Annotated in this window: 18 protein-coding genes; 7 read left to right on the top strand and 11 right to left on the bottom strand. The window is 72.9% G+C overall.

Features of this window, described 5'->3' with window-relative positions:
• Together ACIBNA_RS38280 and ACIBNA_RS38275 are read right to left on the bottom strand one after the other, a co-directional pair.
• Positions 1-1,491, bottom strand: a complete 1,491-nt coding sequence (locus tag ACIBNA_RS38280; RefSeq protein WP_399169857.1) for a sensor histidine kinase — start codon at positions 1,489-1,491, stop codon at positions 1-3.
• Positions 1,488-2,348, bottom strand: coding sequence for a winged helix-turn-helix domain-containing protein (locus ACIBNA_RS38275; protein WP_399169855.1), 861 nt, complete (start codon positions 2,346-2,348; stop codon positions 1,488-1,490). The genes ACIBNA_RS38280 and ACIBNA_RS38275 overlap by 4 nt, the downstream gene beginning before the upstream one ends.
• Before the next feature lie 218 nt (positions 2,349-2,566).
• On the opposite strand from ACIBNA_RS38275, the gene ACIBNA_RS38270 reads away from it, so the two are divergent.
• From ACIBNA_RS38270 to ACIBNA_RS38260, 3 genes are all read left to right on the top strand, one after another.
• Positions 2,567-3,172 carry a carbonic anhydrase gene (locus ACIBNA_RS38270; RefSeq protein ID WP_399169854.1) on the top strand — a complete coding sequence of 202 codons (606 nt, stop codon included), beginning with the start codon at positions 2,567-2,569 and terminating at the stop codon, positions 3,170-3,172.
• 722 nt (positions 3,173-3,894) lie between these two features.
• Entirely contained in the window at positions 3,895-5,598 is a 1,704-nt protein-coding gene (locus tag ACIBNA_RS38265; protein ID WP_399169905.1) for a SulP family inorganic anion transporter, read from the top strand.
• 151 nt (positions 5,599-5,749) lie between these two features.
• A complete protein-coding gene (locus ACIBNA_RS38260; RefSeq protein WP_399169853.1) occupies positions 5,750-6,676 on the top strand; it encodes an oxidoreductase in 927 nt (308 codons plus the stop codon).
• 3 nt (positions 6,677-6,679) lie between these two features.
• On the opposite strand, the gene ACIBNA_RS38255 is transcribed toward ACIBNA_RS38260, so the two are convergent.
• From ACIBNA_RS38255 to ACIBNA_RS38235, 5 genes are all read right to left on the bottom strand, one after another.
• Complete coding sequence (locus tag ACIBNA_RS38255) at positions 6,680-7,618, bottom strand: SMP-30/gluconolactonase/LRE family protein (protein ID WP_399169852.1); 939 nt, start codon at positions 7,616-7,618, stop codon at positions 6,680-6,682.
• 153 nt (positions 7,619-7,771) lie between these two features.
• A complete protein-coding gene (locus tag ACIBNA_RS38250; RefSeq protein WP_399169851.1) occupies positions 7,772-8,614 on the bottom strand; it encodes a maleylpyruvate isomerase family mycothiol-dependent enzyme in 843 nt (280 codons plus the stop codon).
• Between the two features lie 79 nt (positions 8,615-8,693).
• On the bottom strand, positions 8,694-9,044 hold the full coding sequence (gene nirD, locus ACIBNA_RS38245; RefSeq protein ID WP_399169850.1) for a nitrite reductase small subunit NirD: 351 nt from the start codon (positions 9,042-9,044) through the stop codon (positions 8,694-8,696).
• On the bottom strand, positions 9,041-11,638 hold the full coding sequence (nirB, locus tag ACIBNA_RS38240) for a nitrite reductase large subunit NirB (RefSeq protein ID WP_399169849.1): 2,598 nt from the start codon (positions 11,636-11,638) through the stop codon (positions 9,041-9,043). The genes nirD and nirB overlap by 4 nt, the downstream gene beginning before the upstream one ends.
• Positions 11,638-12,855 (bottom strand): NAD(P)/FAD-dependent oxidoreductase, encoded by a 1,218-nt coding sequence (locus tag ACIBNA_RS38235; RefSeq protein WP_399169848.1) that lies wholly within the window; start codon positions 12,853-12,855, stop codon positions 11,638-11,640. The genes nirB and ACIBNA_RS38235 overlap by 1 nt, the downstream gene beginning before the upstream one ends.
• Before the next feature lie 186 nt (positions 12,856-13,041).
• On the opposite strand from ACIBNA_RS38235, the gene ACIBNA_RS38230 reads away from it, so the two are divergent.
• Positions 13,042-13,824, top strand: a complete 783-nt coding sequence (locus ACIBNA_RS38230) for a sulfite exporter TauE/SafE family protein (protein ID WP_399169847.1) — start codon at positions 13,042-13,044, stop codon at positions 13,822-13,824.
• Here the strand turns inward: ACIBNA_RS38230 and ACIBNA_RS38225 are convergent.
• Complete coding sequence (locus ACIBNA_RS38225) at positions 13,821-14,723, bottom strand: NAD(P)-dependent oxidoreductase (RefSeq protein WP_399169846.1); 903 nt, start codon at positions 14,721-14,723, stop codon at positions 13,821-13,823. The genes ACIBNA_RS38230 and ACIBNA_RS38225 overlap by 4 nt on opposite strands.
• A 104-nt stretch (positions 14,724-14,827) precedes the next feature.
• Here ACIBNA_RS38225 and ACIBNA_RS38220 point away from each other — a divergent pair, with 104 nt between their 5' ends.
• Complete coding sequence (locus tag ACIBNA_RS38220; protein WP_274816123.1) at positions 14,828-15,220, top strand: helix-turn-helix domain-containing protein; 393 nt, start codon at positions 14,828-14,830, stop codon at positions 15,218-15,220.
• Here ACIBNA_RS38220 and ACIBNA_RS38215 read toward each other — a convergent pair.
• Positions 15,158-15,826 carry a class F sortase gene (locus ACIBNA_RS38215; protein ID WP_399169845.1) on the bottom strand — a complete coding sequence of 223 codons (669 nt, stop codon included), beginning with the start codon at positions 15,824-15,826 and terminating at the stop codon, positions 15,158-15,160. The two genes, ACIBNA_RS38220 and ACIBNA_RS38215, sit on opposite strands and share 63 nt — an antisense overlap.
• 161 nt (positions 15,827-15,987) lie before the next feature.
• On the bottom strand, positions 15,988-16,509 hold the full coding sequence (locus tag ACIBNA_RS38210; RefSeq protein WP_399169844.1) for a hypothetical protein: 522 nt from the start codon (positions 16,507-16,509) through the stop codon (positions 15,988-15,990).
• A gap of 270 nt (positions 16,510-16,779) precedes the next feature.
• Between ACIBNA_RS38210 and ACIBNA_RS38205 the strand changes: the two genes are divergently transcribed.
• Positions 16,780-17,397 (top strand): NADPH-dependent FMN reductase, encoded by a 618-nt coding sequence (locus ACIBNA_RS38205; protein WP_399169843.1) that lies wholly within the window; start codon positions 16,780-16,782, stop codon positions 17,395-17,397.
• 95 nt (positions 17,398-17,492) lie between these two features.
• Here the strand turns inward: ACIBNA_RS38205 and ACIBNA_RS38200 are convergent, their stop codons facing one another.
• Positions 17,493-17,909, bottom strand: a complete 417-nt coding sequence (locus tag ACIBNA_RS38200) for a gamma-glutamylcyclotransferase family protein (protein WP_399169842.1) — start codon at positions 17,907-17,909, stop codon at positions 17,493-17,495.
• A gap of 139 nt (positions 17,910-18,048) precedes the next feature.
• Here ACIBNA_RS38200 and ACIBNA_RS38195 point away from each other — a divergent pair, with 139 nt between their 5' ends.
• Positions 18,049-19,695, top strand: coding sequence for a M4 family metallopeptidase (locus ACIBNA_RS38195; protein ID WP_399169839.1), 1,647 nt, complete (start codon positions 18,049-18,051; stop codon positions 19,693-19,695).
• Positions 19,696-19,949 lie beyond the last annotated feature (254 nt).

Genomic DNA, 19,949 nt, shown 5'->3' with positions numbered 1-19,949 from the left:
TCATGCGGGCAGCGCCGGTGCCTCCCGTCTCCGGCCGCCCCTCGGCCGGTCGGTGCCCGGACCGTGCCCCTGCGTCGGCGTTCGTACGGACGGCAGCCGGATCACGACGTCCAGGCCGCCCGTCGCCGCCGCGTGCAGGGTCGCCTCGCCGCCGCTGGCGTGGGCGAGGCGCTGCACCAGGGCGAGGCCGAGTCCCGAGCCGCCCTTGGGGGCGCCCGGGGCGCGCCAGAAGCGGTCGAAGGCGCGGGCCCGCTGCTCCTCCGTCATGCCGGGGCCCTCGTCGGTGACGTGCAGGTCGACCCAGCGGGGGCGGCTGTCGCGCAGGGCGCGGCGGGGCGGGGCCGGCACCCGCACCTCGATCGTGACGCTGCTGCCGGGCGGGGACGCCCGCAGGGCGTTGGACAGCAGGTTGTCCATGATCTGCTCGACGGCTCCCGGCACCGCGAGCACCGGGCCGACGCCGCCCGCGAAGAGCACGAGGGAGACGTCCTCCCGGGCGAACAGCGGCTGCCAGGTGCGGTGCCGTTCCGCGCAGACCGCACCCAGGTCGACGGTGGCGGGGATCGCCGCGTGCTCCTCCAGCCGGGCCATCGCCAGCAGGTGCTCGACCATCCGTGCGAGCCGGTCCGTCTCCGTGACGGCGGCGGTCAGGCTGCCCCGCGCGCGGGCGGCGACGTCCGGCTCCAGGTTCTCCAGGCGCAGCCGCAGCGCCGCGAGCGGGGTCTTCAGCTGGTGCGAGGCCTCGCCGGCGAACGCCCGCTGGGAGGCGAGCAGATGGGCGAAGCGGGCCGCGGTGCGGTTGAACGCCGCGGCCAGGCTGCGTACTTCCGGTGGGCCCTTCGTGATCGTCACCGGGGTGAACCGGCCGCCGCCCTCCGCCAACTCGTGCGTGGCCCGCTCCAGTTCACGGATGGGACGGCCGGCCCAGCGGGCGAAGGCGAAGCCGACCACGGCCACCGCCGTCAGCACGGCCAGTCCGCCCAGGGCGAGCAGCAGCCACACGTGGTGGACCCGCTCGTGCACCGTCCGCGTGGGCACCGTCAGCCACACGGCACCCACCGGCCGCGCCTCCTGACCGACCGGCGCGGCCACCGACAGGTACTCGACCCCGCCGATCGTGGAGGTGCGCACGTCCGCCGTCGAGGTGCCCCGCAGCGCGGCCGCGATGCCCGGCCGGTCGGCCAGGGCGCCGGACACCGAGGTGTCCATCGGGTGCGAGGTGGCCAGCGGCGCGCCCGAGGCGCCGACGATCACCACCTTCCCGCCGATGCGCTGAGCGCAGTGCGCCACCCGCGCGGGCAGGTCACGCTCGGCCCGTCCCGCCGCGAGGGACAGCGCGGCGTACGCGGAGACCGACTCGGCCTCGTCCTTCGCCGCGTTGACCACCTGCTCCCGCTCCCCGCGCGAGTAGACGAACCCCAGCGGGATCTCCAGGCAGAGCAGCACCAGCGCGGCGAGACTGAGGTAGCCGATCAGCAGCCGGCGGGTCATGGAGAGGTCACCTGCGGGGCGTTCGGCCCCGTGTGCACCGCCAGCCGGAAGCCCACGCCCCGCAGTGTCCTGATCCACGCCGGGTGCCCCAACTTGCGGCGCAGCGCGGCCACATGGACGTCCAGCGTCTTGGTCGGGCCGTCGTAGTGCGGGTCCCAGACCCGGTCGAGGATCTGCTGGCGCGAGTAGACCGCGCCCGGGTCCTCGCTGAGGAGCGCCAGCAGGTCGAACTCCTTGGGGGTGAGCGGCACGGTGCAGTCGCCGACCCAGACCTGGCGGGTACGGCGGTCCACCACGAGCGGGCCAGGGTCGTGCGGAGGCTCGGGGGGCGAGTCGTACGACGGTGGTGTGGCAGGGGGGTCGTAGGAGAGGGCCGGGGCCGGCTCGTACGTGGGGGAGGGGGCCGGTTCGTAGGGCGGCAGTGGCTCGGGGGTGCCCGGTGCGGTCGGCGTGCTCTGTGCGCCCGGCGCGCCCGGGCGCTCGGGGAAGGCCTGCTGGGTGCGCTGCGTGCGGCGGGTCACCGCACGGACCCGGGCCACCAGCTCCCGCACGCTGAATGGTTTCGCCAGGTAGTCGTCCGCGCCCAGTTCCAGGCCCAGCACGCGGTCGGCCTCCTCGCCGCGGGCGCTGAGGATGACGATGGGCACGTCCGAGACCTGCCGGATGCCGCGGCAGACGTCGATGCCGTCCATGTCCGGCAGTCCGAGGTCGAGCAGGACGACGTCGTTGTACGGGCCTCTCAGTCCGTCCGCGCCGGTGGCGACGTGGTCGACCGTCAGCCCGAAGTGGCCGAGTCCTTCGGTGAGCGGCTCGGCGATCGTCTCGTCGTCCTCGATGAGCAGCACTCGTAGGCCCATACGTCCTGTCTCTCCGTGAAGCCGGCATGAATCCGGGCAGCGTGAATTCGCATTCTCCGCCCTGGAGTTAACACGCTACAAGATGACCGCTCGTCCGGGTATCCGGACAAAGAATGTTCAATTCCTGGCCCGGCTCTGGAGTTCGCTTAACCTTCCTCTGTAGGTCGCCCCTCTACGGTGGAGTGCACGGAAGAAAACTCCCAGCTCAGGAGGCGGAGTTGAAGGCATTGCTGGACCGTGCCCGCACGTTCAGGACGCGCGTCGATTTCGACAGCGGCGAATACCGGAAACTGGCCGACGGGCAATATCCGGAGGCGTTGTTCATCACCTGCTCGGATTCCCGGGTCATACCCGCACTGATTACGGGCGCACGGCCCGGAGAAATATTCGAGCTGCGCAACGCGGGCAATATCGTGCCGCCCTACGGACGGCCCGGGGCCTGCGGTGAGGCGGCCACCATCGAGTACGCACTGGAAGTGCTCGGGGTTCAGGACATCGTGGTGTGCGGTCACTCACACTGCGGCGCGATGGGCGCGCTGAAGTCCGGCGACGACCTGTCCGCCCTGCCCGGCGTGGACGCCTGGCTCCACATCGCCCGCCCCGAACTGGCCCCCGTACTGGAGTCCGCGCCGGACGACCCGTCGCTGCCGGAGGTGTCCCAGGGCAACGTCGTCAACCAACTGGCTTCGCTGCGGAGTTACCCGGTGGTGCGCCAGCGGCTCGACGCGGGCCGGCTGCGGCTGCACGGCTGGTACTACGAGGTCGACACGGGGTTCGTCTACGAACTCGGTGACGACGGCGCCTTCCGGGTGCATGCCGCGTGAGCGGGGCGCATGCGCGGGGGCGGACACGGGGTGGCGCCGCCCCGGGTGGCCGGCCGATCGGTCCGATCGGTCCGATCGGTCCGGCCGGCCCGGCCGGCCCGGCCGGAGATGCGGCGGGTTGGGGATCGGCTGGTTCCGAGGGGGGTGCTTCGGACTGGGGACCGGGCGGTTTCGCGGAGGGTTCGGGGAGTTGGGATTCGGGTGGCTTTGCCGGGGGCTCGGGGGACTGGGGGCCGGGCGGTCGCGGGGAGGGCGCGGCGGGTTGGAGGTCCGCTGGTTCCGACGGGGGTGCTGGGGAGTGGGGGTCGGGCGGTTCCACCGAGGGTGCGGCGGAGTGGGGGCCGGGCCGTTCCGAGGAGGTTGCGGGGGACTGGGCGGCAGGCGGCTCCTCGCGGGGCTCGGGAGACTGGCAGGCGGACGGGCCGTTGGGTGGTGCGGCGGGAGGTACCGCGGGCTGGGGGCCGGGCGGATCTGCGGGCGGTTTGACGGGGGGTCGGTCGGGTGGCCCCGGCGGTGGTCTGGTCGGGGACTCGGCGGGGGGCGCTGCGCATCGGCGGTCGGGTGGACCGGTGGGCGGTTCGATGGGCGGTCGGTCGGGTGGTCCCGGTGGCGGCCTGGCGGGGGACCCGGCGAGGGGCGCGACTCGGCGGTCGGGCGGCCCGTCCGGTGAATCGGCGGGCGGCTCGGCCGGAGGGGGCGCGGGCGGTGTGCTGGGCGGGCTGATGGGCCGTGTGGCGGGTCGTGCGAAGGGCGCTGGGGGCAAGGGCGCGGCCAAGGGTGACCTCGTCACCGACATCACCGCCTCGCTCGTCGTCTTCCTCGTCGCCCTGCCGCTGTGCATCGGTGTCGCCGTCGCCTCCGGTGTGCCGGCCGAGCTCGGGATCATCTCCGGGGTGATCGGCGGTCTGGTCGTCGGCGCGGCACGCGGCAGTACGCTCCAGGTCAGCGGGCCGGCCGCCGGCCTCGCCGCGCTCGTCGCGGAGACCGTCGCCGAGGTCGGCGTGGCCATGCTCGGCGTGATCGTGCTGTTCGCCGGCCTCCTCCAGATCATCCTGGGACTGGTGCGGCTCGGCCGGATGTTCCAGGCCATCTCGGTCGCCGTCGTCCAGGGCATGCTGGCCGGCATCGGCGTGCCGCTGATGTTCAGCCAGGCCTATCCGATGGCCGACGCCAAGGCCCCCGGCACGGCGATCGAGAACATGGCCGGCATCCCCGGACTGCTGGCCGGCATCCTGACGAACCCGCAGGCGATGATCGCCACCCTGCTCGGTGTCGTCACGATCGTGCTCAGCTTCGTGTGGAAGAAGGTGCCGGGCCCGGCCGGGAAGATCCCGGCCGCACTGGTCGCCGTGGGCATCGGCATCGTGGTCGCCGCGCTGCCCGGCGTGGACGTGAAGACGCTCCAGGTGGGCAATCTGCTCGCGTCCGTGTCGGTGCCCGGGCCGGAGCAGTTCGCCGGGCTCGCGGACGGGGCGATCATCACCGCCATCCTCACCTTCACGGTCATCGCGTCCGCCGAGAGCCTGTTCACGGCCGCCGCCGTGGACCGTATGCACAGCGGCCCGCGCACCCGCTACAACACAGAACTGATCGCCCAGGGCGCCGGGAACACCGTCGCGGGCATCCTCGGCGCGCTCCCGATCACCGCGGTCGTGGCCCGCAGTTCGGCCAACGTCCAGGCCGGGGCCAGGACCCGGCTCTCCCGCACCCTGCACGGCCTGTGGCTGCTCGCCTTCGCGCTGCTGCTGCCGCAGGTGCTCGCGCTGATCCCGATCTCGGTGCTCGCCGGCGTCCTCGTGCACAGCGGCTGGAAGCTGTTCGCGCCCGCCGAGTTCCCGAGGATGTGGCGGCAGGACAAGGGCGAGTTCGCGGTGATGACGCTGACCACGCTGGTCATCGTGGTGACCGCGCTGCTGGAGGGCGTGCTGATCGGCCTCGCCGCGGGGATCGTGCTGGCCGCGCTCCGCATGTCCCAGACCACGATCCGCCAGCACGTCGAGGACGACACGGCCAAGGTCGTCATGGCCGGCAACGCGACGTTCCTGCGGCTGCCGAAGGTGATCGAGGCGCTGGAGGCCGCCGCCGCGTCCGGGAAGCCGAGGATCCGGCTCGACCTGACCGGCGTGACCCACCTGGACCACGCCTGCCGCAACCAGGTCGAGGAGTTCACCGTCCAGCAGCGGGGACTTGGGCTGCGGGTGGAGCTGCTGATGCCGGGGGAGCCGAAGCCGGCCGGCGACCGGGCCGCGGTGCCCGTGGCAGAAGCCCACGCCCCCCTGCCCAAACGGCCTGTCACGGCCACGGCCGAGGAACCGTGGGGCGAACCAGTGAGGGAACCCTCACCCTGGCCCACCGCCGACGCCGAGTGGTTCTACCTCGACACCCGGCCCCTCCCGGAGGAGCAGCGGTCGAGCCCCGTGGGCTGACAGCGGCCGGGGCCCAGTGGCCCGGGCCCTCCTCGCCGTACCTGACGCCGGGGGCGTGCACGCCGAGTACGCCGTGCACGCCCCCCGTTCGATCAGGCGGCGCGGGGCCCCTCGTAGGGTGGATCGCGGCCACCGACGGAGGGAGCCTGCCATGCCAGGCTGGACCACACGGGACATCCCGGACCAGAGCGGCCGCGTCGCCGTCGTCACCGGCGCCAACAGCGGGATCGGGCTCGTCACGGCACGGGAACTGGCCCGCAAGGGCGCGCGGGTGGTGCTCGCGTGCCGCAGCGAGGCCCGGGGCAACGCGGCCGTGGACCGGCTCCGTGCGGAACTGCCACAGGCCCGGGTCGAGCTCGGCCGGCTCGACCTCGGGGACCTCGCCTCCGTACGCGAGTTCGCGGCCGGTTTCCCGTACGAGCGGCTGGACGTGCTCGTCGACAACGCCGGGGTGATGGCGCTGCCGTACGGGACGACGGCGGACGGTTTCGAGACGCAGCTCGGAGTCAACCACCTGGGGCACTTCGCCCTCACCGGGCTGCTGTTGCCCGCGCTGCTGGCGGCGCCGGGGGCCCGGGTCGTGGTCGTCTCCAGCGGGATGCACGCCCTCGCCAACATCGACATCAACGACCTCAACAGCGAGCGGCGCTACCGGCGCTGGATCGCCTACGCCCGTTCCAAGACGGCCAACCTGCTGTTCACGCACGAGCTGGCGCGCCGGGCGGCGGCGCACGGCACGGACCTGGTGGCGGCCGCGGCCCACCCCGGGTACGCGGCCACCAACCTCCAGACCACCGGACCGCTCGCCGAGGGGCGCCCGGCCGCCGAGCGGCTCGTGCGGATCGCCAACCGGGTCATCGCGCAGCCTGCCGAGGCGGGCGCGCTGCCGATCCTGTACGCCGCGACAGAACCCGGCGTACGGCCCGACTCCTTCACCGGCCCGCACATCGCCATGTGGCGCGGGGCGCCCGCACCGTCCTGGCGGGCGCCCTGGACCCTCAACGACGCGGCGGGTCAGCGGCTGTGGGCCGCGTCCGAGGAGCTGACCGGGGTGACGTACGGCGCTCTGAAGGCTTGACGCTCACAGGGACACGGCCACCGCGTTGAACGTCGTCTCCGGCGTCTGCGGGCTGGTGAAACGGGCGTTGACCAGGTACAGGCGGTCGCCGTAGCGGGCGGCGGTGGCGGGGACGTCGAAGCGGGGGTCGGTGATCGTCCTGGTCAGCGTGGCGGCGGTGGCCTTCCGGTCGAGGTCCCAGACGGTGATTTTGTTCAGGCGGTTCTGGACGACGTACAGGGTGCGGCCGAGACGGACCAGGCCGTCGCCGCCTGCCACGTCCGTGGCGCCAATCAGCGTAATCCTGATGGCGTGGCCGGTCCTGAGGTCCACGTTGTACAGCTGACCCGCGTTGACGACGATCAGGCCACGCCCGTCGGGCGTGGCGACCAGGCCGTTGGCGCTGTTGGTCCCGGCGGGCGCCTGCACCCACTCGCCGGTGAGCGGGAGGGCGCGGACCTCGCCCCGGCGGCCGCGCGGCACGCCGTGGAGAACGGCCGCACGGGAGTCGGTGAACCAGGCGCGGTCCTCGTGCAGGACGACATCGTTGATGAACGGGGCGGCGTCACGGGTGAGTTGGTAGGTGGTGAGCAGCTCGCCGGTGCGGGCGTCGACGATCCTCGCGGTGCCTCCGGCGCCCCCGGCCACATACAGCAGGCCGTCACGGTCCAGCTTCAGCCCGATGGACGCGAGACCGGCCGCGCCCTCGTACAGGACCCCGCCCTTGCCGGTGCGCAGATCGGTGCGGTAGATCGCGCCGTCGGCGCGCGAGCCCATGTACGCGTACGGCCTGCTGCCGATGGTGATCCCCTCGGGGAGCCAGCCGTCGGGCAGCGGGAACTCGGTCGGCCAGCCGGTCCCGGGAGCGGCCTGCGCCGTGCCGGTGCCGGCGGCCACCGCGAGCGCCGCGACCGCTCCGCCGAGCACGGTCCGCCGGGACGGCTGGGGGTGGTTCCGAGTCATGGTGGGGCCTCCGTGGAAGGAAGGGGGGATGTGACTCGACGAAACGCTGTGACGTGACGAAAAGCTGTGACTCGATGAAACGCGAAGTGCCCCAGGCACGGCAGTCGAGTCGACGAAGTCGACAGGAACTCGACAGCCCGGCCCGCCAGTTGATCAGTAGACGATCGACACGATCCGGCACACGGCCTCGGCGAGCCGCCGGTCCCCCTCGAACCGGGCCCGGGCGAGAGCGTCGGCCGGTTCGACACCCCGTGTGCACAGCCGCCAGGCGGTCTCCGTATCCAGCTCCACGGTGGCCGCCGGCCGGCCGCCGGAGTTTTCCGCCAGGGACCAGCCCTCCGGCCCGGCGGTCACGGTCCAGGTGCCGCCTCCCGGGCCGGTGACCGTCAGCGCCACCCGCGTGCCGGCCGGCGCGGCGATGTCGCGCAGGGTGTGGGGCAGGGCCCGCATGAAGGTGTCCAGGACCATGGACAGGGCCCGCGGCTCGGGGTCGGTGCCCAGCCCGGCCGCGTGCCGGATCTGCTGGCGGTGCGTCCAGTACTCCGTGAACTCCCGGGCACAGTCCAGCCACATCGGCGCCGGGTCCACCCCGGCCCAGGACACGCCCAGGGACGGCGCGTCCAGGTCGGCGTGCGCGAAGCGGCGGGCCAGTTCGCTGCCGGCCTCTTCCAGGGCGTCGACGAGCGAGGCCGGGTCCATGTCCCGGTGACGGTCGACCCACTCCTGGTTGGCGCGGTGGATGAACGCCTCCAGGGTCTCGCCCGGCGCGAAGGCGCCGAACTCGCGGCGGCCGAGTCGGGCGCGGTAGTCGCCGAGGACGTGTACGGCGACGTCGTGCACCGTCCAGCCCGGCACGGCCGTCTCGTGCCACTGCCCGGGCCGCAGGCCCCGCAAAAGCCCCAGCAGCGCCTCTAGTTCCGGCTCGAACAGCGGACGGGCGTCGATCGGAGGGCCGAGCCAGGAGCGGCCGGGCCCGTCGTTCGGCTGCGCAACCATGGCCCCAGCCTGCCAGGCGGTAACGGAACACGAAAACACCCCTCCGGGGAGGGGTGTTCCGAGCCGCGCGGCAGCGTTCCTACGCGGTGCGCACCTTGTACGCCGTCACCTGTACCTCCTCGTCGTCCAGGCACTGCCCGGACGCCAGGTCGAAGCGCTGCTTCAGCAGGGGCGAGGCGACGAACGGGCGGCCCTGGTGGGTGCCGGTCAGGCCGCGGGAGAGGACGGCCGCGCCGGTGAACGGGTCGCGGTTGTCGACGGCGAACAGCTCACCGGAGCGGTCCCGGAAGATCGCCGCCTGGCGGCCGTCCGGCAGCAGTGCCGCCACCCCGCGGCCCGGGAGCAGCGTGATCAGGTCGCAGACCGTGAACCAGTCGCCGTCCAGTGCGAGCTGGACCTTCAGGTCGGTGGTCTCAGGTGCCAGGGTCATCGCTGGGCGCTTCCTTCCAGTACGTCTTCGGCGGGTCGCATGCCGATGGACAGCAGCGGCAGGTCGGGCTTCATCTGGTCGCGCTCGGGCACGAAGGCGACGACCGGGTCCGGGGTGTCCGGGGCGTTCACGAAGGACACGAACCGGGCCAGCTTCTCGGGGTCGTTGATGGTCTCCGCCCATTCGTCGCGGTAGTGCGCGACGTGCGCCTGCATCAGCTTCTCCAGCTCGTCGCAGATGCCGAGCGAGTCGTGGACGACGACGTCCCGCACGTGGTCCAGGCCGCCGGGGATCCGCTCCAGCCAGGTCGAGGTGCGCTCCAGCCGGTCGGCCGTACGGATGTAGAACATCAGGAACCGGTCGATCAGACGGACCAGTTCGGCGTCCGACAGGTCCTGCGCGAGCAGGTCCGCGTGGCGCGGCGTGGCACCGCCGTTGCCACCGACGTACAGGTTCCAGCCGTTGGCGGTGGCGATCACGCCGAAGTCCTTCGACTGGGCCTCGGCGCACTCGCGCTGGCAGCCGGAGACGGCCGACTTCAGCTTGTGGGGCGACCTGAGCCCCCGGTAGCGCAGCTCCAGGTCGATCGCCATGCGGACGGAGTCCTGGACGCCGTAGCGGCACCAGGTCTGGCCGACGCAGGACTTCACCGTGCGCAGCGACTTGCCGTAGGCGTGGCCGGACTCGAAGCCGGCGTCGACCAGGCGGGCCCAGATCAGCGGCAGTTGTTCGACGCGCGCGCCGAACATGTCGATCCGCTGGCCACCGGTGATCTTCGTGTAGAGGCCGAAGTCGCGGGCGATCTCGCCGATCACGATCAGCTTCTCCGGGGCGATCTCACCGCCGGGGATGCGCGGGACGACCGAGTACGAGCCGTTCTTCTGGAGGTTGGCCAGGAAGTGGTCGTTGGTGTCCTGGAGGGCGGCCTGCTCACCGTCCAGGACGTAGCCGCTCGCGCCGATCGCCGGGGCGAGGGAGGCGATGATCGAGGCGACCGCGGGCTTGCAGATCTCGCAGCCGTCACCGCCCCTGGCCTCCTCGCGGCCGTGGCGGTCCAGCAGGTCCTGGTAGCTGTTGATGCGCAGGGCGAGGACGATCTCGTACAGCTCCTCGCGGGTCTGCGAGAAGCAGCCGCACAGGCCCTTGTCGACCTCGATGCCGCCGGCCTCCAGCTCGGCGTTGACGAGCTGGCCGAGGACCTTGACGCAGCTGCCGCACGTCGTACCGGCCTTGGTGCACTTCTTCACCTCGGGCACGGTGGTGCAGTTGTGCTCGGTGACCGCGCCGCGGATCGTGCCCTTGCGGACGTTGTTGCACGAGCAGATGATCGCGTCGTCCGGCAGCGCGGTCGGGCCGAGCTGGGCGGGCGCTCCGGCACCGGCCGGCAGCACCAGCGACTCGGGCGAGACCGGCGGGACCGAGCCGGTGAACGCCTTCAGCGTGCCGTACGCCTCCGCGTCGCCGACCAGGATGCCGCCGAGCAGCGTGCCGTCGCGGCCGATGACCAGCTTCTTGTACAGGCCCGCGCGGGAGTCGGAGTAGACGACGTCCAGGCAGTCCTCGGCGGTGCCGTGCGCGTCACCGAAGGACGCCACGTCCACGCCGAGCAGCTTCAGCTTGGTGGACAGGTCGGCGCCGGTGAAGGCGGCCTCGTCCGCGGCGATCGTCGCGGCGGCGGTCTCGGCCTGCTCGTAGCCGGGGGCGACCAGGCCGTACACCCGGCCGTCGGCGGCCAGCGCGCACTCGCCGATCGCGAACACGTGCGGGTCGTTCACCGTGCGGCACTGCTCGTCGACCGTGATGCCGCCGCGCTCGCCGACCGTCAGGCCGCAGTCGCGGGCCAGCTGGTCGCGGGGGCGGACACCGGCGGAGAACACCACCATGTCGGTGGCCAGTTCGGAGCCGTCGGACAGCTTCATGCCGGTCACGGCACCGTCCTCGCCGACGACGATCTCCTGCGTGCCGACGCCCGTGTGGACGCTCAGGCCCATCTCCTCGATGGTGCGCAGCAGGGCCGCGCCGCCGCCCTCGTCGACCTGGACGGGCATCAGACGGGGCGCGAACTCCACGATGTGGGAGGTGAGTCCGAGGCCCTTGAGGGCACCGGCCGCCTCAAGACCGAGCAGACCGCCGCCGACCACGGCACCCGTGGTCGCCTTCTTGGCGTACTCCTCGATCGCGAGCAGGTCCTCGATCGTGCGGTAGACGAAGCAGCCCTCGGCGTCCTTGCCCGGCACCGGCGGCACGAACGGGTACGAGCCGGTGGCCAGGACGAGCACGTCGTAGTCGACGACGAGACCGGAGCGGGCGGTCACCCTGCGCGCCTCGCGGTCGATCGTCTCCGCCGGGTCGCCGACGCGCAGCTCGATGCCGTGGTCCTCGATGAACCGCAGGTCCGTCATGGACAGGTCCTCGGGCGTCTTGCCTGAGAAGTACGAGGTGAGCTGGACGCGGTCGTAGGCCGGGCGCGGCTCCTCGCAGAGCACGACCACGCGGTGCGTGGCGGTCAGGCCGCGCTCGGCGAGCGCTTCGAGGAAGCGCTGGCCGACCATGCCGTGGCCGACGAGCACGATCGTGGGGGTGGCCGTGGACATCAGGAGCCTCCATCATTCGTGAGCAGGTGGAGCAGCGGGCCGCCGTCAGTCGGGAGCGGCTCTGCTCCCTCCCAGGCGCGGGCGAGCGCGCCGACGGTGCCGAGTTCGCCGACGAGAACCCCGCCGACCAGGCGGTCGTCGCGGACGACGACCTTGCGGTAGGTGCCGCGGGTGGCGTCGGCGAGCTGGACGACGTCGTCGCCCGGGAGCGCCTCGGTCTCGCCGAAGGCGGCGAGGTCGAAGGGGCTGTCGTGCCCGTTCAGCGTGAGCCGCGTCAGGGAGCGGGTGCCGGTGTAGCGGGCGCCCGCGTTGCCGGCCAGCAGCTCCGCGAGCGTGTCGGCCTGTTCGAGTGCGGGAGTGGCGAGGCCGTAGAGGACGCCGTCGTGCTGGGCGCAGTCCCCGATGGCGTGGATGTACGGGTCGGAGGTGCGCAGCTCGTCGTCGACGACGACGCCCTTGCGGATGTCGAGGCCGGCCGCCTGCGCGAGACCCACCCGGGGGCGGACGCCGCAGGCCACGACGACGAGGTCGGCGTCGAGCGCGTACCCGTCGGCCATCTCCACGGAGCGGACGGCGCCGCCGACGCAGCGCACGTCCCGTACGCGGCACTCGGTGTGCACCTCGACGCCCAGGTCGGTCAGGTGCCGCTTGACGAGTTTGGAGGCGGCCGGGTCGAGCTGGCGCTCCATCAGCCGCTCGGACTGCTGGGCGAGGACGACCTGGGCGCCGCGCAGGGCGAGCGCGCGGGCCGCGGAGACCCCGAGGAGCCCGCCGCCGATGACGACCGCCCGCGCCCCCGGGCGGACCGCCTTGGACAGGCCCAGGCAGTCGTCCATGGTCCGGAAGGCGTGGACGCCCTCGGGCAGCACGTGGTCGGGGGTGAACAGGCCGCGCAGGGGCGGCAGGACGGGGTTGGATCCGGTGGCGAGGACGAGCCGGTCGTATGCGATCACCGTGCCGTCGGCGCACTCGACGGTGCGCCCGCCGCGGTCGATGCCGACGACCCGGCCGCGCGTGGCCTGCGCGGGTGCCGGCAGGGCGATCACCTCGGGGCTGTAGCGTCCGGCCAGCACCTCGGCGAGCAGCACCCGGTTGTAGGGCCGGTGCTCCTCCTCGCCGATCAGCAACGCGGGCGTGCCGAGCTCACCGAGCCGCCGGGCGAGCCGTACGCCCGCGAGGCCGGTGCCGATCACCACCACACGCTCATTCGAGGTCATGTCCTTGAGCGTGCGGTGCCGGTGTTACCCGGCAGCATCACGACTGTTTCCCACGAGGAACGCTGCCCTCAGCGGGGGCCGGGGGTGGATGTGAGGGTTCCCGGAGCGCGGTGACGACGGGCTGTGAGGGTAGCGTCGCACAGGCGTCGCACGGCCCTCGCACGGCCGTCGCATAGGGTCTCGATCATGCCCGACATATCGCTGACCGTGATCGCCCTGCTCTGCATCGCGGCTCTCGCCGCCGGGTGGATCGACGCCGTGGTCGGCGGCGGCGGGCTCCTGCTGCTGCCGGCGCTGCTGCTCGGGCTGCCGTCGCACACGCCCGCCGCGCACGCCCTGGGCACCAACAAGGCGGTCGCCATCGTGGGCACGACGGGCGCGGCCGTGACGTATGCCCGCAAGGCCCCGGTGGATGTCCGCACGGCGGTGCGCATCGGGCTGGCCGCGCTCGCCGGATCGTCCGCCGGGGCCTTCTTCGCCGCCGGGATGAGCACCGACGTCCTCAAGCCGGTGATCATGGTGGTGCTGCTCGGGGTCGCCGCCTTCGTGATCCTGCGGCCCGCCTTCGGCACGGCCCCCGCGACCGGCCCGGCCACCCGACGGCAGATCCTCGCGGCGATCGGCCTCGCGGGCCTCGGCATCGGCTTCTACGACGGTCTCATCGGCCCCGGCACCGGAACCTTCCTGGTCCTCGCCCTCACCGCCGTGCTCCACCTCGACCTCGTCACCGCCTCCGCCACCGCCAAGATCGTCAACTGCTGTACCAACGCGGGCGCCCTCGCCACGTTCGCCTGGCAGGGCGCGGTCCTGTGGAAACTGGCCGCCCTGATGGCCGTGTTCAACCTGGCGGGCGGCACCCTGGGCGCCCACACCGCCCTGAAGAAGGGCAGCGGCTTCGTGCGCGTGGTGCTGCTGACGGTGGTGTTCGCCCTGGTGGGGAACATGGCGTACGAGCAGTGGGTGGCCTAGGCGGACGCCCCCGCCCGCAGGTCCAGCAGCTCGATGATCCCCGTGCCGTCCTCCTCGCCGCGCCCCTGGGCGAGGCGCCGCTCCATCAGCGCCATGTACGGCGTCAGCAGCTGCGGGCTCACCCGCTGCTCCTCGGCCGTGCGCAGCAGCGTGTCGTTGCCCGCGACCTGCATGGCGAGGTTGGAGACGACGTTCTTCGTGTAGTCGCCGCTCTGCAGCTGGTCGGCGCTCTGGTGCACGGCCGGGGCCATCGAGGTCAGCCAGTCCGCGAGCAGAGGCGCGAAGTCCTTCGGGGCGATGTCCTCCGGGCGGATCAGCGCGAAGGCGTGCGTGATACCCGCGAACATGCCGTTCATCGCGCTCAGCAGCGCCACGTCGTGCAGCGCGGCGAAGCCCGGGTCGGCCCCGACGTAGCGGGTGCCGGCCGGGACGGCGAGGGTGTCCCGGTGCTCCTCGAACAGCTCGGGGGAGCCGCTGTAGAAGACGTACCCGCCGGAATCCGGGACCTCGATCATCGGCGGGACGGCCATGATCCCGCCGTCCAGGAAGCGGGCACCGCGCGCTTCGGCCCAGGCGGCGCGGCTGCGGCCCTCGCCCGGGCTGCCCGTGGTGAGGTTCACCAGGTCCCGCCCGGCGAGATCGGCCCCGTCGAGGGCCTCGCCCACGGAGGCGTCGTCGAGCAGGCAGGCGACCACGAGCCGGTTCGCGGCCACCGCCTCCGCGGCGGTCGGAGCGACGGTGGCGCCCTCGGCGGCGAGGGGTTCGGCGCGGGAGGCGGTGCGGTTCCAGACGGTCACCGGGTGTCCCGCGGCGAGCCAGGCGCGGGCCAGGGCGGTGCCCATGTCGCCGGTGCCGAGGAGGGTGAGAGGGGTGCGGGAGGCAACTGCGTTGTCGGTCATGGCGTTTAGGCTCGTCTCAGGGGAGCGCCTGCTCAAGTACGTACTTCGAGGTGGGTGGTTACCCCGGGGGAAGGGTCCAGGCAGGAGAAGGGGAGGGCTCGGGCATGGGGACGACGGGGCGGCGGCCGGGGGCGTACGTGTGCGGGATCGACGCGGCGATGGACGTGATCGGCGGCAAGTGGAAGGTGCTGATCCTCTGGGCGCTGAACGAGCGGCCCTGCCGCTTCGGCGAGTTGCGCCGCGAGCTGCCGGGGATCACCGAGAAGGTGCTGGCCTCGCACCTGCGGGAGATGGAGGCCGACGGGCTGGTGCACCGCGAGGCGTACGACGAGGTGCCACCGCGCGTGGAGTACTCGCTGACGCCCCGGGGCGTCTCCCTGAACGAGGCACTGGAACCGCTGGGGGCCTGGGGGAGGGCCAACGTCCTGGGAGGGTCACCGGCTGCCGGTCAGATGCGCGAAGACCACGACGTTCCCCTGGTAACCGGTGCCGCGTGAGTAGCCGCCGCCGCAGGTGATGACGCGCAGCTCGGGGCGGCGGGCGGCGCCGTAGACCTTCTCGTCGGGGAAGTCCTTCGCCGCGTACACCTCGACGGCGTCCACGGTGAACACCGCGACGCTGCCGTCCCGCCGGTCCACCTCGATCGTGCTGCCCTTGGTCAGGGCACCGAGGTCGTAGAAGACCGCGGGGCCGTCGGCGTTGTCCACGTGGCCGGCGACGATCGCGGTGCCCCGCTCGCCGGGCGTGGTGCCGGACTGGTACCAGCCGGCGAGGTTCTTGCGCGCGGCCGGCGGTGCGTCGAGACTGCCGGTCCTCGTCAGGCCGAGCCCGGTCAGCGGCGCGTTCACCCCGATCGCCGGGATGCGGATGCGGTCGGGCGGCGAGGGCGGCAGCGCGGGCATGGCGGGCCGCTCACCGGCCCTGCCGTCCTGCCCGTCCTGCCCGGCGCGGGCCTGCGCGGCGGAGGGCTGCGGCGGGGCGTGCGTCTCGGCGCCGATGCGCAGCAGCCACGCCCCGGAGCACAGGGCGACCACCGTGACGGCCGCCATGGCGGCGTTGGCCGGGTTGCCGAACCCGTTGCCGTACCTGGGGAACCTGCGCATGGCCGACCCTTTCCTGATCGCCGATAGCCGTCCGGTTCCGGCCCCCGGCCCCCCCTCTGGCCCCGGGGTTCGCCCCGTACCCCCCTCCGGGCCGCGAGGGGCGTCGGACCCGGAGGGGGAGGGGAGATGCGGTACCGGCGACGGACAGCGGAGGGTGTCCGTCAGATCCCGTCGCCTCTCGCCCGGCGATGCAGGAGCCAGGTACCGCCCGCGGCGGCGACGGCGAGGGCCGCCACACCGCCCGCGGTCTGCACGGGATCGGGGCCCAGGGCGCCGCCGACCCCCGTCTTCACGCTCCCTCTGGGATGGACCTGCCGCTGTTCGGACGTCAGCGTGACCACCAAGTCACCGGTGATGTGCCGGCCGCTCCCGGTGCACGTCGCCGTGATCTCGTACGTCCCCGGCTGCGCGCTCGGCGGCACCCTGAACCGCCCGGTCGCGTCCTGCTCGTGCGGGCCCGGCGCGAGGCTGAGGGAACCGGCCCCGACCGCGCTGGCGTCGCCCGTCGCCGTGCCGCCGTCGCCGCAGGCCGCCGTGCGCACCGTGACCTGCCCGCCCGGGACGACCGAGGACGGGGACACCTCCACGTCACCGCCGGACACGCCGTACGCCGGGGCGGCGGCGAGAGCCGCGGCGGCGACGGCGAGCGCGGTACCGGTCAGAGGCCGGGCGGTACGTCGCATCGGTGCTCCTTCGAGCTGTTCGTTCGTGCAGCTGCCCTTCCGAGGTAACGGGCAGCGGGACGACCGCGCTTTCTGAGGGGGCGTCAGAATTGGGGTGAATGGGTGTCAGGGGGAGGTGGACAGGCCGCCCCTCGTGGGCGTTTGGGCAGGTCACGGGCGTTCGGCGGGCGCGGCGTGGAAAAGCGCGGAGCGCGCGTGTGAACGGGTGACCCGGGTGCCGCGCCTGCCGGGCTTGACCTCAAGAAAGGTTGAGGTACGAGGCTGTGCCGCATGAACACAGCCGTTACGAACGCACCCGCCCCTGCCCAGTCCGCGACCGAGCCCCTCCGGGTGACCCTCGTCGTCGGCAGCAACCGCCACGGCCGCTTCGGACCGGTCGTCGCCGGCTGGCTCCTCGACCGCCTCCGGGACCGGGACGACCTGGTCGCCGAGGTCGTGGACGTCGCCGACGTCGACCTGCCGACGTCCTTCGAACCGACCCCCGAGGCGGCCGCCGCGCTGTCCGGCGTCACCCCGAAACTGGCCCGCGCGGACGCCTTCGTGGTCCTCACCCCCGAGTACAACCACTCCTTCCCGGCGGGCCTGAAGAACCTCGTCGACTGGCACTTCGGCGAGTGGCGGGCCAAGCCCGTCGCCCTCGTCTCCTACGGCGGAATGGCCGGCGGCCTGCGTGCCGTGGAGCACCTGCGCCAGGTCTTCGCCGAGCTCCACGCCGTGACGGTCCGCGACACCGTCTCCTTCCACAACGCCGGCGCGTCCTTCGACGACGCGGGCACCCCGCACGACCCGTCCGGCCCGGAGGCGGCGGCCAAGGCCATGCTGGACCAACTGGTGTGGTGGGGCCGGGCGTTGCGCGAGGCCAGGGCGAAGCGGCCGTACGCCGGTTGAGCCCCGGCCGCACTCCGTCCCGCGCGCCCTCTCACCCCCGCGCCCGCCAGTCCCCGCGCCCTCTCACCCCCGCGCCCGCCAGTCCCCGCGCCCTCTCACCCCCGCGCCCGCCACTCCCCGCCCGCGATCGGCCTCCCCCGGGTCCGGAGCCGTGCGGCGACGGCGGGCGCGGCGACGTACACCCAGGCCCGGACAGCCGCCCCGTCCGTGTCGCGTACGACCTTGCGCTCGACGCGTTCGTACAGGCTGCGCGGGTTGCCCGGCGCGTAGTCCTCCAGCCGGTCCAGCTCGGCGAGCAGCTCCGCGTACGCATGAGGGTGCGCGGTCACCAGTTCCCCGCGCACGACCCCGCCGCCCGGCTCCTCGACCGCGTAGGGATAGCCCGGCCCCTCGTACAGCACCGCGCCCGAGAGCCGTCCCGGTGCCTCGGAGCGGGTGCGGCCGCGCAGGAAGAGGTCGTGGTTGACCTCGCCGGGGCGGAGGGTGCCGTAGACGAAGAAGGGGAGGGTCACAGGAACGATTCTCCACCCTCACACACCTGCACACGGGGCCTATGGACATGACATGTCCGGGCCGACTTGACTCGCGGTCAACATCAACGCCGCGCCCGGTCGACCCCACGCGACCGGGTGCGCCCGTATGAGGAGACCGATGCGTCGGATACGTCACGTCCGAGGGTCCCGTTCCGCCATCGCAGGCGTGGCCGTCACCGGCACCGCCGCCCTGCTGGCCGCCGCGCTCTCGCCGACCGCCCTGGCGGAGGACCGGCCGACCCGGTCCGACGCGATCGAGAGCGCCGAGACGGTCCTCGCCGACCGGGCCGCGGACCTGGGACTAACCCCGGCCCAGCAGACGAAGGTCCGGGACGTGGTCGTCGACGAGGACGGCACCCGGCACGTCCGCTACGACCGCACCTACCACCGGCTCCCGGTCCTGGGCGGTGACTTCGTACTCCACCTGAACCCGGACGGCACCTACCGCGGCGCGAGCCGGGCGACGAAGTCCGCGCTCTCGCTGAAGAGCGTCACCCCGAAGGTGACCGCCCCCAAGGCCGCCGACCTCGCCGCGAGCCTGCTGCGCGCCGCGCACCTCGGCGAGACCCTGAAGAAGCTGACCGCCAAGCCCCGGCTGGTCGTCGACGCCCTGCACGGCGCCCCGAAGCTGGCCTGGCAGACCGACGCGGTGGCGCACGACGGCCTCGGCAACCCGGTCGGGCGCACGGTGCTGACCGACGCGACGACCGGTGACCGGATCGACGCCTGGGACACCCTGGAATCGGCGTCGGGCGACGGCAAGTCCCTCTACGGCGGCACGGTTGCGCTGGAGACGACGAAGTCCGGGTCGTCGTACCGGCTGAAGGACGCGACCCGGGGCGGCACGTACACGGGCGACGCGGCGAACAAGACGGACAAGTGCCTGCTGACGGTCTGCCTGACCCGCGCCCCCGCGACCGTCTTCTCGGACGCCGACAACCACTGGGGCACGGGCGCGGCCTCCGACCGCGCGACGGTGGCGGTGGACGCCCAGTACGGCACGGACGTCACCTGGGACTACTTCAAGAACCTGCACGGCCGCAACGGCATCGCCGGCGACGGCAAGGGCTCCTACAACCGCGTCCACTACGGCAAGGACTACAACAACGCCTTCTGGGACGACAACTGCTTCTGCATGACGTACGGCGACGGCGACGGCAAGCAGCTCGGACCGCTGGTGTCGCTGGACGTGGCCGGGCACGAGATGTCCCACGGCGTGACGTCGAAGACGGCGGCGCTGACGTACTCGGGCGAGCCCGGCGGCCTGAACGAGGCCACGTCGGACATCTTCGGCACGCTGGTGGAGTTCTACGCGGACAACGCCAAGGACCCCGGTGACTGGCTCATCGGCGAGAAGGTCGTCCGCTCCGGGCTCGGCCGGGAGGCCCTGCGCCGCATGGACAAGCCGTCGAAGGACGGGAAGTCCGCCGACTGCTGGAGCGAGTCGCTGGCCGACCTCGACGTGCACTACTCCTCGGGCGTCGGCAACCACTTCGCGTACCTGCTCGCCGAGGGAAGCGGCGCCAAGACGATCAACGGCGTCAGCCACAACTCCCCGACCTGCGACGGCTCCACGGTGAAGGGCATCGGCCGGGCCAAGCTGGGCAAGATCTGGTACCGCGCCCTGACGGTCCACATGACGTCCTCGACGGACTACGCGGGTGCCCGTACGGCGACGCTGAACGCGGCGAAGGACCTCTACGGCGGCGGCAGCCCGGAGCAGAAGGCGGTGGCCGCCGCCTGGAGCGCGGTCAACGTGGACTGAGCCGCACCGGCACGGACGAGGAAGCCCGCTAGGGGGTGTCCGCAAAGTCCCGCCTGCCCCGCGACGCCCGGCACGCTCCCCCAAGCTCTTCGAGCAGGGCACGCACCGAACGCCGCAGGGCCCGCCCTCCGGGCGGACGACGGGACTTCGCGGACACCTCCTAGTAGTGCTTCGTTAGGTTCTGGCTCTGGTTCTGCTGGTGGTGAGGGGTCGTCCGCAGGTGGTGCAGGTGCCGGTCCAGCACCTCAGCAGGT

The organism is Streptomyces sp. NPDC050164, assembly GCF_044459945.1.
Taxonomy (GTDB): Bacteria; Actinomycetota; Actinomycetes; order Streptomycetales; family Streptomycetaceae; genus Streptomyces; species Streptomyces coeruleorubidus_A.
Note: the sequence above shows the minus strand (reverse complement) of the source record. Positions and strands in the feature narration are given on the sequence as shown.